The 13420-nt window shown below is 44.7% G+C and carries 12 protein-coding genes; 6 read left to right on the forward strand and 6 right to left on the reverse strand.

Going from position 1 to position 13420, the window contains the following annotated elements; all coding sequences use genetic code 11:
* Nucleotides 1-179 precede the first annotated feature (179 nt).
* The 5 genes from QVE09_RS31030 to QVE09_RS31050 form a co-directional block, all read right to left on the reverse strand.
* Nucleotides 180-413 (reverse strand): hypothetical protein, encoded by a 234-nt coding sequence (locus QVE09_RS31030; RefSeq protein ID WP_315939861.1) that lies wholly within the window; start codon nucleotides 411-413, stop codon nucleotides 180-182.
* Between the two features lie 142 nt (nucleotides 414-555).
* A complete protein-coding gene (locus tag QVE09_RS31035) occupies nucleotides 556-2958 on the reverse strand; it encodes an ABC transporter permease (RefSeq protein ID WP_315939862.1) in 2403 nt (800 codons plus the stop codon).
* Nucleotides 2959-2960: 2 nt separating this feature from the next.
* On the reverse strand, nucleotides 2961-3719 hold the full coding sequence (locus QVE09_RS31040) for an ABC transporter ATP-binding protein (protein WP_315939863.1): 759 nt from the start codon (nucleotides 3717-3719) through the stop codon (nucleotides 2961-2963).
* Nucleotides 3720-3820: 101 nt separating this feature from the next.
* Nucleotides 3821-5263, reverse strand: a complete 1443-nt coding sequence (locus QVE09_RS31045; protein WP_315939864.1) for a sensor histidine kinase — start codon at nucleotides 5261-5263, stop codon at nucleotides 3821-3823.
* Between the two features lie 20 nt (nucleotides 5264-5283).
* Nucleotides 5284-5982, reverse strand: coding sequence for a response regulator transcription factor (locus tag QVE09_RS31050; RefSeq protein WP_315939865.1), 699 nt, complete (start codon nucleotides 5980-5982; stop codon nucleotides 5284-5286).
* A 409-nt stretch (nucleotides 5983-6391) separates the two neighbouring features.
* On the opposite strand from QVE09_RS31050, the gene QVE09_RS31055 reads away from it, so the two are divergent.
* Genes QVE09_RS31055 through QVE09_RS31070 form a run of 4 tightly spaced genes read left to right on the forward strand, consistent with a single transcriptional unit; the run spans nucleotide 6392 to nucleotide 10147 of the window.
* Nucleotides 6392-7237, forward strand: a complete 846-nt coding sequence (locus tag QVE09_RS31055; protein WP_315939866.1) for a transporter substrate-binding domain-containing protein — start codon at nucleotides 6392-6394, stop codon at nucleotides 7235-7237.
* 15 nt (nucleotides 7238-7252) lie between these two features.
* Nucleotides 7253-8587, forward strand: coding sequence for a CapA family protein (locus tag QVE09_RS31060; protein WP_315939867.1), 1335 nt, complete (start codon nucleotides 7253-7255; stop codon nucleotides 8585-8587).
* A 49-nt stretch (nucleotides 8588-8636) separates the two neighbouring features.
* Nucleotides 8637-9395, forward strand: a complete 759-nt coding sequence (locus QVE09_RS31065; protein ID WP_315939868.1) for an amino acid ABC transporter permease — start codon at nucleotides 8637-8639, stop codon at nucleotides 9393-9395.
* On the forward strand, nucleotides 9395-10147 hold the full coding sequence (locus tag QVE09_RS31070; protein ID WP_315939869.1) for an amino acid ABC transporter ATP-binding protein: 753 nt from the start codon (nucleotides 9395-9397) through the stop codon (nucleotides 10145-10147). The genes QVE09_RS31065 and QVE09_RS31070 overlap by 1 nt, the downstream gene beginning before the upstream one ends.
* Nucleotides 10148-10325: 178 nt before the next feature.
* On the opposite strand, the gene QVE09_RS31075 is transcribed toward QVE09_RS31070, so the two are convergent.
* A complete protein-coding gene (locus QVE09_RS31075) occupies nucleotides 10326-11156 on the reverse strand; it encodes a helix-turn-helix domain-containing protein (protein WP_315939870.1) in 831 nt (276 codons plus the stop codon).
* 197 nt (nucleotides 11157-11353) lie between these two features.
* Between QVE09_RS31075 and QVE09_RS31080 the strand changes: the two genes are divergently transcribed.
* Both QVE09_RS31080 and QVE09_RS31085 read left to right on the forward strand, forming a co-directional pair.
* The gene (locus QVE09_RS31080; protein ID WP_047841639.1) at nucleotides 11354-12130 is read left to right on the forward strand and encodes a sugar phosphate isomerase/epimerase family protein; all 777 of its coding nucleotides are present in this window, start codon (nucleotides 11354-11356) and stop codon (nucleotides 12128-12130) included.
* A 55-nt stretch (nucleotides 12131-12185) separates the two neighbouring features.
* A complete protein-coding gene (locus tag QVE09_RS31085) occupies nucleotides 12186-13205 on the forward strand; it encodes a Gfo/Idh/MocA family protein (RefSeq protein ID WP_315939871.1) in 1020 nt (339 codons plus the stop codon).
* The last annotated feature ends 215 nt before the right edge of the window (nucleotides 13206-13420 follow it).

Below are 13420 nucleotides of genomic sequence, written 5' to 3' on the forward strand. Positions count from 1 at the left end.
CCATTGGCCAGAATCGACCTGCTTGACCCATTCAAGTTGTGGCACGGTCTTGGCTTTAGCCGACGCTGAAGGTTTGTCTACTGACAACAATCCTAGACTCAGGATGCTGATCAACAAACAAAATCGAATACATAACCATTTCAAAATAAACAACTCCTTAACAAAAATCGAGGTTAAACTTAATCTGGACCTACCGTTTCATTTTTAATATCCTGCACCAACCGTATGATCTCCGCAACACCTAGTAACAATAGTCCTGCTAAAATACCGTTCATCATAACTGGAAGAGTCAAAGACCATTGAAAGCCACTGAACTCATTTTGCCCAACGAGGATGCCGGCAATAATGGATAGAATGATGCTAATCCAAGCTATCCACTTCAACAATTTACTCGTTTTATTTTTGTTGTACAAAGAAATTAACTCCTTTACCATAGTATGCCATTAAGTCTATCATATCTATCATTGCTAGGTATATAGGACTATTTCTGTGTCGGATTTAGAGTCTTGTTGAAATATATTGTCATGTGTTTTAATGTCTGTCTGCTGCTGCATGTTATTCAATAACAAGAATGCGCGGGGATGCCTGACGAATCACCTTGGATGATCTCCAGGAGCCAAAAGCTGCTGCAAGGATGCTCAGAGAAGAGAAAAGTATAATTCCCCACCAATTCAGAACCAATGGGATTTGAACAATACCGTATCCCGAGAGTACTTTTTCAAGCAACAACGGAAGAAGGTACACGCCAGCAATAACGCCAAACATTGAACCGATCAGGGATAACAATACGACTCCCAGTGTAATAGAAGACCGAATACTGCTAGATGTCATTCCAATCGACTTATAAATGCCATACGTCTTGCTCTCTTTGCGAATACTGATCCGGCAGGTGCTGAAGATAATGATAAATGTAACCAAAATGAACAGCAGACCAATGAGAGCCATGGGGTACACAAGAATGCTTGCAGCTTCTGCATAAACGGAATCCAGCAGCGTTTTTTGCGTGACGATGGAAGCAGAGTCTTTGAACCGCTCATTTAATTGGTTAGCAATGGCTCCCGCTTGTGAAGGATCGTTGACATTGATAAACGCCACATCAACATCTCCGTAATTCGGATTCACGCTTCGAACCGCTTGAGCTGTGATTCTTCCGGATACCGACAAGTCGGAGATGGCCTGATAGATGCCCGAAATCATAAACGTGCGCTTCTCTCCTGCAATGTAGAGATCAATGAGATCTCCCATATCCTTGTTTAACATCTTGGCAACACTAACCCCGATTGAAATTTCATTTTCACGTTCCGGGTTGTTTCCTCTCAACGTCTCAAAACCAAGATCTTGATAGTTTCCATCCAGTACTCTTAGATAAAGGCTGGTAGACTGGCTGACCACGTCGGTTGAATCATCTGGAAGGATAACTCCGGTGGTGTTCCCTTGCCAGCCCACATTTTTGATGCGAGGGTCTTCTTCCAATGCGCTCTGCAGCTCTGCTCTCGGAAACGTAGTTTTGTTCACAACAACTGCGGCAATGTTAGCATTGTCATAACCCCATTTGGCCGCCGTCTGATAGATTCCGGTAATGCTGGTCAGTACAACATACCCGAGGACAAGTACGGAAGCAGCCATCGTTGTTAGCAATAACATCAGAAACGAGCTTTTGCTGTTTTTGATCAGATTGCGTATGCCGATTACAAAAGAGACGGGCAATCGTCCAAACAAGGCCTGGTTTGCGAGCGGTGAATTCATTCGTCGCGCCATGCGTACATTGTCGCTCTCCGACATACCGTACCGAATGGCCTGAACAGGCTCGATCGTGCGAGCTTTTCTGGCGTATAACACGACAAATGCAATAACCAAGACGAGTAACAGCAGCCCTACAACAATAGCAGCTCCAATGCCCTTAATTGGAAGATCACCCTGGCCAGTCCGCAGGGACGATACGGAGATGTTGATGATGAATTTGGAGACGAATACGCTAAGTACCAGCCCGGGAAGAACGGCGATGATGGACAGCAGGGCATATTGAATGACGTAGGTACCAATGGTGCCCCAGGAAGTGATTCCCAGCGATTTAAGGATACCTATCGTTTTGTAGTTGGCCAGAATGGCATCGGATATGGTGAAGCCAATCGTAATGAGGGCAATAATCATCATGACGGCCCCTAAGAATATCATAATGAACCCGACGATCTGATTGATGATCAGATAAAAGGATGAGATACTTTCAAATTCCATTTTGGTTTCCAAGAATGGGGCACCCGTCTCGCTTGTATAACGATCCCAGTAGCTGGAGTTTGTACTGTAATCATCAAAATGAATGCCCATCATGTGAATATCTTTTCCTGCAAGCGTACTAAGATCATTTTGGTAATCCGTACTATTCATCCAAATTCTTGCAGTATTGGTGAACGGTGCTCCATAAGGAACATCCACAACAATAGCTGAGACTGCGAGGTCAAGTGTGGTAGATCCAGTTTTGAATTGAATGGTATCACCGACAGCGATGTTATAGCCATTCGCCATGGAAGTTGGGATCCATACGCTTCCTTGTTCAGGAGCCGAATGCTGTGTACCACTTGCAAATACAAGTTCATCTACACTCCACGGGGGAGGCGGGGTATTCATCATGTATAGATAAAGGTTAGGGATGTCAGTGCCGCCAAAAGTGATGCCCGACAAGATGCGGTAAGTAAGCAAAGGTGAGACTTGAACACCGTTCTGGGCAGCCCACCAGTCATGCACAGTTTGGGGATCATTCAGTCCTTTGTCGAACGTCAAGATCTGATGGGATCCGTTGGTCCGACTATGCATCTCCTTGAACTGGTTACCCGTATTGGCCAGGATGATGACTGATGTGGACACTAGTAGGGTAGACAGCAAAATAAGCAGGGTGATGAACAGGTTTTGTATTTTGTTCCTACTCAGATACGACAAGCTAAGTTTAAACATGACCGCCATCGTTATTCCTTCCCCGTAACCAAAGCGAAGATGATCGCTTCACGATCTTGAATTTGATGTTCGTCATAGGTATCGAACTCAAGGATTCCACCAATCTTGCCGTCCTGAATATAGATCAGGCGGTCTGCCCGGCAGGCTGCTTTTATATCATGCGTAACCATAACAACAGACTGTCCTTTCCGGTGGATATCCGTAAGGATATCGAGAACAGCTGTGCCGTGTTCCATATTCAAGCTTCCGGTCGGTTCATCTGCAAAGATGATATCCGGCGAATTAATCAAAGCCCGTGCAATCGCAGCTCGTTGCTGCTGTCCTCCAGAAGTTTGGGAGGGGAGACGGTTATGTTGTGCATCAATATCCATGGCATCCATCAGCTCAGCAGCACGAGATAGAATGTCCTTCTTTTTGTTTCCTGCAATATATCCCGGTAAAGCAATGTTTTCTTTGATGGAAAGGTCTGGGACCAGATTGATACTTTGATAGATATAACCGATCCGGCGGGTGCGGAAGTTGGACATTTCCCGTTCACTATAAGCGTCAATCCGCTGGTCTCGAAAATAAACCTCACCAGCTGTGATCTGATCCAGTCCGCTTAGCAGATATAAGAGGGTTGATTTGCCAGAGCCAGAGTTACCCATGATGACCGTGAATTCCCCTTCATAGATATCGAGATCAACATTACGGATGGCATGATGCTGATCGGTTCCGCTGTTGTACGTCTTGCACAGATTCTGTGCACGGATAATCACTTTTTTGGACAAGTCGAATCACTCCCGAGTGCAGTATAGGATTCATTCTAGAGGAGGGATGTTGAGAAAGCCTTATCAAATTATGAATAAAGTATTACAGCTGTGCAGGCTGCTCAGCAGATCGGCAGATAGAACCGGAAGGTTGTACCTTGTCCTTCTTTACTAGTAAAGGAAATATGGCCTCCGTGTGCTTCAATAATGCTTTGGCAGATGGAGAGACCGAGCCCTGTACCTTCCTGAACATGTTGTTCTGCATGACTCGCTTGACCTCTGAAGTAACGCTGGAAAACAAACGGCATGTCCTGTACACGTATTCCCTGACCCGAATCGGCAATCGTCACTTTCAAGTGTCCGGATTCCAGTTCCATATCTATACGTATCGTGTCTCCTGGAGCTGTATGCTTGAGGGCATTGGCGGCAAGATTGGAGATCACCTGTTCAATTCGAGTGGGGTCGATAGCGAGTAACACATTGGGGATGTAGTTGGGTCCTTTATAGATAAGCCCCTTTGTTAGGACAACATGTTCAATAGGTTTCAACATCGTCTTCAGTATAGGCCCACTGTACATCTCATGGGTTTCCACCGAAATTTGTCCCAATTCCTGAAGTGCATGAACCAGCAGATCCTCCACAAGTTGGGCAGTTTTATCCGTATGAGTACGCATGACTCCCATATATTCCATCAGCGTCTCCTGATCGTTGCACAGTCCTTCCTCAATAGCTTCTATGTATACTTTTATTGTGGTAATTGGTGTTTTGATGTCATGAGATATATTGGTGATGAGTTCTTTTTGTGCTTGTTCCTGCTGAATACGCTGCTCGCTCATATGTTTAATCTCCGTGCGCATGAGATCAAACATGGCATATACTTCGAGCAATTCATCGTTCCGGTTGTACTGGATTTTTTCTTCATAATTGCCTTTAAGCATGGATTCCGCATGTTGCTTCAATTGATGGATGGGAGAGAGCAGGTGTTTGTCCAGTTTTCGTTTCATCCAAAATAGAAATAAGCTCAGAATCAGTGACAGGAGCATGAGTGCGCTAATCAATATAACCGGAAAAGTCATCGATTGCTGAACCGTAACCATGGCTTGGGGGATGGAAAAGATGGCATTGCCGATCTGACTTCCCACTGGTCCGTCCATCACGGGAAACGCAATATCAAGCAAATCGTTACCGTCCGCGGCCTGCGTGGCATGATGCAGATCATAATGAAGGGCTGAACGCAGATTAACTTGCGTTCCTTCAGAGGTGGGGTCGGAGGACAGAATGACTTTTCCATCCAAGTTTAGATAGGTAAGCAGAACCCCGGTCTCTCTGGCGGTGGAACGTATGTCTTCACGAATAATTTGTTCACTGAGATGCTGATGATTTTGCTCCAAAGCGAGTAAGATCGGATTGACCTTGAGGCGAACCTGATTCAGGGACAGATTGGATTCGCCTGAATTTCGATCTTGTAACAGCATCATCGACAGTGCAAGGATACTTGAAACGATAATAATGAGAAGCCCAAGTGTTGTTAACAACCAGCGTTTGGACCAGCTGTTCAATGACATGTGGGTGCCTCCAATCTCACTTATTCGTAATTGAATTTGTAACCGACACCCCATACCGTCTTCAGAACGGTCGGATGCGAGGCATCTGCCTCAATTTTTTCACGCAGTCTGCGAATGTATACGGTTACGGTATTCTCATCACCGTAGGTTGCATACCCCCAGATGGCGTCGAGCAACTGGGCTTTGGAGAATACCTGATTCTTATGGCTTGCCAAGTAATGAAGTAGTTCAAATTCCTTGGCAGACAGAGAAACTTCCGATCCGTTTAATGTAACTTTATAGGCTTTTTTATCAATCACCAGGTTTCCAAGATGCAGCAGATCTGTTCTGTCTCCAACGGATGTCATGCTGTCATAACGCCTGAAGTGGGCATTAATTCGTGCTAACAATTCACTCAGCGAGAAGGGCTTGGTCATATAGTCGTCTGCTCCAAAGCCAAGACCAAGTACCTTATCGGTATCACTGCCTCTGGCACTTAGAATGAGGATGGGGATATTGTTGCGCCTTCTGATCTCTCGGCAGACCTCAATCCCGTCCATGTCAGGAAGCATAATATCCAGAATGATGTAGTCTGGTTGAATAAGCTCCATGATCTGAAGCCCGTCTTGTCCAGTGGCTGCGACGGCGGCTTCATATTGATTTTTGGTTAAATAATCTCGCAGAATGCGCGAAATATCTGGTTCATCCTCGATGATGAGGACTTTGCGTTTAGAGTTCATTCTGATCGCGCTCCAGTAAAAGGATAGTAAGCTATGGCCATGACTGTAATTATGTATATCCTTATTTTATGTCATTTTTAGTCATAGAGGAATCAAGTTATTGGTTTAGCTATTTATTTTGTTCAGGAAAGCATGATAACTTCTCATTAAATTAATAATACCAATGTATTGTTCCGATATTTGATAAAACATCTAATTTGGATGTCAAAATGACAAAGATCAACAAGGAAAATATGAATGATCAGAAGGGTGATCTCTTGTTCCTTAATCGGTATTGGCAGTTTCTGCAATCCATTACCGGTTTACCTTGACACAGTATATATAGCGTGACATAATACTTTTCATACTAAATTACTATGTTAAGTTGGACATCGTATTTTTTCCGTTGATAAACGAGGGGGCAGTTAAAATGAAAAAGAAATTTTTGCCAGTTGTTTTTGTATTATTGTTAGGGGTTGTCATTGCGGGTTGTGGAAACAAAAATGAGACAGGCTCAGGAGCAGAATCCGGTGCAACACCAGGCCAAAAGACGATTGTAGCTGGTACGAGCGGAGTTAGTAATCCGTTCAGTTATGATAAGGACGGCCAATTGACGGGATACGATGTTGAAGTCATGAAAGCTGTTTTTGAAGGTCTTCCTGAATATAAGTTGGAAGTACAAGCTATTGAATTTGAAGGCATTTTGACTGGCCTTGATAATGGACGTTTCCAATTGGGCGCGAATAATTTCAGCTCCAACGCAGAAAGACGCAATAAATATGATTTCTCTTTGCCTATCATTGAAAATGCGAATGTGTTCGTTGTCCGCAAGGATGATAATACACTTAAATCGATAGAAGATCTCAAGGGCTACAAAGCCGTGACTGAAGTAGGGAATTCCGGCGCTACGCTACTTGAAAATTATAATGCGGAACATGCGGATGCCAAAGCAGAAATTATGTACACCGAAGAGAACTTCGTCAAACAGTTTGAAGGTATTGAAGCAGGACGATACGATGTAAGAATCATTTCTCGCGTCTCTGCTGAAAAGGCGATCAAAGAGCATGGCTTTACCAATTTGAAAGTAGTTCCTTTCTCTACTGAAAATAGCGATCCAGGCTCCTATATCCTGTTCTCCAAATCTGCTGATAGCACTCTACGGGATGCAGTTAATAAGAGAATCAAAGAAATGTACAACGATGGAACGTTGCTGAAAATTAGCGAAGAACAACTTGGTGGCGATTATCTGCCTAAGAAAGAACTAATGGAGCAATAAGAAAAGGGTGATTGTATGAAATTTATCGTTACAGGGGATGCGTTATTTTCCAGTCGTAATGTAGATAAAACCATGGACCCGAATCTGTTGTCTCTGTTGAAGGGAGCAGATGAGGTCTTTACCAATGCGGAATTTGTCACGCCGCGAAAACATACAGCTCCGGCGGCAGGCCGGGGTTATCAGACGAGTGTACGTCCCAATACACTGGATGAATTCGGACGTTTGAACATTCGTTATGTCGGCTTTGCCAACAACCATACCGGTGACTATGGAATAGAAGGACTTACGGACACACTTGAGGAAGCGGAGCAGCGCGGGCTGATTCCTCTTGGGGTAGGCATGAGTCTGCATGATGCACGCAAGCCGGTTTTTATGGATACAGCAGATGGACGGATTGCGATTATTACGATAGGTGTGACACGAAGCGAGGTTTTTGCCGCATCCAATCCGGGGAATGGCGTTCCTGCACGTCCAGGTCTGAATCCGCTGCGGTGGTCACGCACGTACGTGGTTAACGATCAGGACTTTGAGGCTCTGAAGGGCATCAGTGAACGAATCGGTATCGCCGCCAGCATGGAAGTAGGCAAACGGATTGAGACGTTTAAGAGCAAGTCCGAGAATCATTATGAGTTCGGATCGTTGTTTGAAGGGTATCTGACCTTTGAAAAAGGCGAGAACCCTCGTGTCAAAACGACAGCGCATGAACAGGATCAACAGGACATCTTTGAGACCATTCGTGATGCTAAAGAGCGCAGTGATTTTGTTTTTGTCAACCTGCATACGCATGAGGGAGAAAATGAAGACTGGTATTCCGATTATCCTGCTGCATTTATCGAAAGTTTTGCTCGTGGAGCTGTGGATGCAGGAGCTCATTGTGTATTCGGGCATGGTGCCCACTTCACAAGAGGTGTAGAACTTTACCAGGGACAGCCGATTTTCTACAACATAGGCAGTTTGCTCATGGAATTTGAGGCCGGAGAATCCATCATTTCTCCCGAGATGTTCACCGCTTATGGTTATGACGAAAATGAATCGCCATCGACCCTGCACAAAAACAGAACGAAAGACAGTGAAGGAAACTGGCAGGGCTTCTACAGTGATCGGAAGTTCTCGGAGAACTTTGTAATCTCATTTGATCTGGATGTGGAGCAGCAGCGGTTTGATTATGAATTGATCCCGATTGATCTCCAGCTGACTCATTCAACCGTGACGAAGCGGGGGTTGCCTGTGCTCGCATCGGAAGAGGCTACAGCGTCTTTGCTTGATAGGCTGAATACAGTGAGTAAGGACAGATATAATACCGAAATTGTACGCCAAGGCGAACGTATAACCGTTAAAGAGTGGAAGTAATTCCGCTCTTGCTTTTTTTTGAAATTGAACGTGGAAGGAATGTACAACCATGGGAGAGATTTTTGATATCAACGCGGTATTCTCAGCCATTCCTCGTCTGTTAGAGGTTCTTCCTGTGAGTCTGCAAATCACTGCTATTTCAATGATCGTTGGTCTTGTTTTTGCTTTGTTATTTGCGATTATTCGCATGAAAAAAGTCCCTGTCCTGAGTCAGTTGGTCACTGTCTTTATCTCGTTTATACGGGGAACACCAATTATTGTACAGTTGTACCTGACCTATAACGGGATTCCGTTGTTATTAAAATTCATTAATCAACAGTACGGGACAGACTACAACATTAATGCTGTGCCTGCTATGCTTTTTGTTTTGGTTACTTTTGCGTTTAATGAAGCAGCCTACAATTCGGAAACGATTCGTGCTGCCCTCCAATCGGTGAATAAAGGGCAGATTGAGGCTGCTGAATCGCTGGGTATGACCTATCTTCAGGTTTTGAGAAGAGTCATCGTTCCTGAAGCACTTGTCGTTGCGATTCCACCGCTTGGAAATGCATTGATTGGTTTGTTAAAGGGAACGTCCTTGGCGTTTGTTGCCGGAGTTATTGAAATGACAGCACAAGGGAAAATTATTGCCGGAAGCACGTTTAGATTTTTTGAAGTCTATCTCGCTCTTGCCATTATCTATTGGGTCATGACGATTATCATTGAACAAATTCTTCGATATCTGGAGAAGAGATTCTCGATTCCAGACCCGGTTCAACAAACGATCAGCGGAGGCGGTTGGTTTAATTGGGGAAGGAGGGGCATCTGATGATTAAGGTAAACCATTTGTCCAAGTCCTTTCACAGCAATTTAATCCTTGACGATCTTTCAGTTGAGATTGAAAAGGGAGATGTCGTGGCTCTAATCGGTTCGTCAGGCGCGGGCAAGTCCACCTTTTTGCGTGCGTTGAACTGTCTGGAAACAGCGGAGCGAGGTACGCTGGATCTCGAAGGATTCAAAATTGATTTTAGTACGATCACTAATAAACAGCGGCTGGAGCTTCGGAAGCAAACGGCGATGGTTTTTCAGCACTTCAATCTATTTCAACATCGAACTGCGCTGGATAATGTCAAAGAAGGCTTGAAGGTCGTCAAAAAAATGAATGATCGTGAAGCTACGCAACTTGCCAAAGAGCAGTTGGAACAAGTAGGGCTTTCCGAACGGAGTCATTATTATCCGAAGCACTTATCTGGAGGCCAACAGCAACGTGTCGGTATCGCTCGTGCTCTTGCCATGAAACCTAAACTGTTGTTGCTTGACGAGCCAACCTCTGCTCTCGATCCCGAACTCGTGGGTGAGGTACTGCAAACCATCAAAAGAACAGCGGCTACGGGTCAAACGATGCTCCTTGTTTCACACGAGATGAGTTTTGTATACGAAGTAGCGAATAAGGTGCTCTTTTTGGATAAAGGGAAAATTGTTGAAGAAGGGACTCCGGATGAGGTATTCAATCACCCTAAATCGGAGCGGGCAAAAGAATTCCTTCAAAACTATTTCCGTAACAAAGGTGATAATCGCTGATGCGAGCCTTAATCTGCAAGCCATGATTGGACGCTCAAACGTTATTTGTGGATAGCGAACCAATAGGCATTCTTTAAATATAAATAACACCTTGGACAGACACGATATGCGTGTATTGACCAAGGTGTTATTTGTATCTATCGTTTCCTGGAGTGTGAGAGTATCTTAAATAGAATCCTCATACATGCTCCAGATCATCGATAGGCTCATGCTGTCTGGATTTGAGATACTCCGCCGGAGACACACCGAAATGCGCCCGGAATACCCGGTGGAAATAGGAGTAACTTGCAAAACCGCAGGATTCGGCAATATGCTCCAGTGTCATTTCACTGTATTTCATTCGTTCCAATGCCGCATTCAGACGGATTTCAATCGCATATTGAATCATGGTCTGATTGTAGTGCTCCTTGAATAAACGGACTGCACGTGACAGACTGAGCCCTGCATAACGTGCCGCTTCCTCAAGCTTGAACGTAACCGTGGCATGTTCCTCAATAAAACGCTTTAACTTCAACGCAGAGGAAACTGCCCGATCGGTCTGAATATTCTCTTTAATTGCCCGGTCGATATACAGACATAATCCGCGAAGTAAGGCATCCTTTAGCTCCGCATTTTCCTCAAGAGGCCCGCGACGTTTCTCCAGTAACATATTTCTCCACAGGCTGATGAGTTTATCATCAAGTCCAATTCGGCTCACGGTAGATCGATGCTGCCTTTTCCACCAGTTCTCGATCCAGCTGCCCTCGCAGAACAGATAATAATCTCCGCTGGACAAGCGTCCTTCCTTATGTGGTTCATCGACCACGAGATGATAGTCGTCACCAGGCTTTAAGAGCAGCAAATCCCCGCTAGTCATCCTGAATTCTTTATCCTGTACATACACTTTGCACGAGCCTTCAGTCTGCAGACGGAACAGATAGGTTTGCAGCTCGCCCTTCATATTATGAGTGAACGCTTTATAGTGGTATGAGTAGTCACAGATCAATACAGATGTCTCTAACGTATCCAAAGATAAAATCCCCCAATATGTACATCCTGCATGCATTCAAATGGGTACATTCAATAGATGCAAAATGATGGAAATAAAATTTGACCAGATAGTTCATGTTCTGACTATATTGTATATGTTCATTCTAGCCTGTTTTGCGTTAGGATGATACCAGATAGAGCAATGAAAGCAAATTTGAGAACAGAGGTGTATCCTACATGAAAAAACTTAATATTGGTTTGCAATTGTTTACACTCCGTGATGAAACTGCAGCAGATTTTCGTGGTACGTTGCGTAAGGTAGCGGCCCTTGGATATGAAGGTGTGGAGTTTGCCGGATATGGTGATATTCCAGCTGAGGAAATGAAAGCGCTACTAGATGAACTTGGACTGAAAGGATTCAGCAGCCACGTTTCACTACATGCGATGCGCGAAGACTTGCAAAAACAAATCGATTACTTGAAAACAATTGGTGCACAATATATCATTTGCCCTTACCTGATGCCAGAAGATCGTCCTGAGAATGCAGAAGGTTGGACCAAGCTATTCGCTGAGTTACAACAATATGGAGCTGAAGCAGCGAAACAAGGATTGATCTTCGGTTACCATAACCATGACTTTGAATTCCATGGCCAGGTTGGCGATGCCAATGCCTTTGATGCCATGTTCGCTCAAACATCACCGGAAGCGGTAAAAGTGGAAATGGACGTATGTTGGGTACAATTTGCGGGACAAAATCCGATCGAGTATATTAAACAATATGCGGGTCGCTTGCCGCTGCTTCATCTGAAGGACTTCAGCAAAGACGAACAGGGCCAGATGAAAACACTGGAATTGGGACAAGGTTCGGTTGACTTGCCAGCTGTTATTGAAGGCGCTACGAATGCAGGCGTGGAATGGCTGATCGTGGAACAAGACGTATGTCAGAACCCTCCGCTTGAGAGCGTATCCAACAGCTACAACTGGTTGAAAGAAAACTACCTGAATCAATTCTAATGGACCATCGAACCATGAAAAATGCTAATCTATTTGTCAAAGGAGACTTATGTACATGAGTAAAATTAAAGTTGCTGTATTCGGCTGTGGAGCCATTGCCGAGCGCAGACATATTCCAGAGTACGCTGCCAATGAGAACGTAGAACTTGTCGCTTTTGCTGATCCGATTGTGGAGCGTGCGGAGAAGATGGCCGAGACTTACGGTGGTAAAGCGTACTCCAGTTACGAAGAATTGCTTGCAAACGAAACGGTGGATGCCGTTAGTGTGTGTACACCAAACTATCTGCATGCGCCAATGGCGATTGCTGCTGCAAATGCAGGCAAGCATGTATTGGTTGAGAAACCAATGGCAGTATCCACTGAAGAAGGCGAGCAAATGATCAAAGCTGCCAAGAAAAATGGCGTGTATTTGATGGTTGGACACAACCAGCGTCTGATGCCTCCTCACGTGAAAGCAAAAGAAATTCTCGAATCCGGCAAACTCGGTAAAGTCCTGAATTTCCGTACATCATTTGGTCACCCGGGTCCGGAAGGATGGAGTGTGGACGGAGCTGAAAGCTGGTTCTTCCGTAAAGAAGAAGCTGTTATGGGCGCTATGGGCGACCTGGGCGTGCACAAATCAGACTTCATCCGTTATTTGCTGAATGATGAAGTATCTGAAGTAGCTGGTTTCATCAGCACACTGCACAAGGAAGGCACTAAAGTTGACGATAACGCAACTTGTTTGCTGCGTATGAAGAGCGGAGCAATCGGAACGCTCGTAGCGAGCTGGACACAATACAGAGCTGGAGACAACAGTACAGTGCTGTGGTGCGAGAATGGTGTTATGAAGATCGGAACAGTGGAAGGCGATGAAGTTATCGTTGAGCTGACCAATGGCACAGTTGAGACGTACAAAGTTGGTGCCATGGCTACCAACGAGAAACAAGTACCGAGTGGTGTAATTGACGCATTTGTAGAGTCGATTGTAACCAAAACACCTCCAGCGATTTCCGGGGAAGAGGGTTTGCGTTCCCTGCAAGTGATCTTGGCAGCATTCGAATCCGAGAAAACAGGTCAGATCGTTAAACTGTAATCCAACCGAATGACAGTGCAATTTCTAACATTCTATATGGCTTAATCTATGATATAAGGGACTTATCTTCAGAGAAGTGTTCTAAAATGTACCCCTTGTACAGCACAAATTAAAAAAGGTTAGGCTGCTTCAAGCTGCTGTCTGTATCGCGCAGGCGGCAGCTTGTTTAAGTTCCATTGACCTCGATAATGATTGTAATAGATCATGTAGCTTTT

It is taken from the genome of Paenibacillus sp. ClWae2A, assembly GCF_032452295.1.
In the GTDB taxonomy this organism is placed as follows: Bacteria; Bacillota; Bacilli; order Paenibacillales; family Paenibacillaceae; genus Paenibacillus.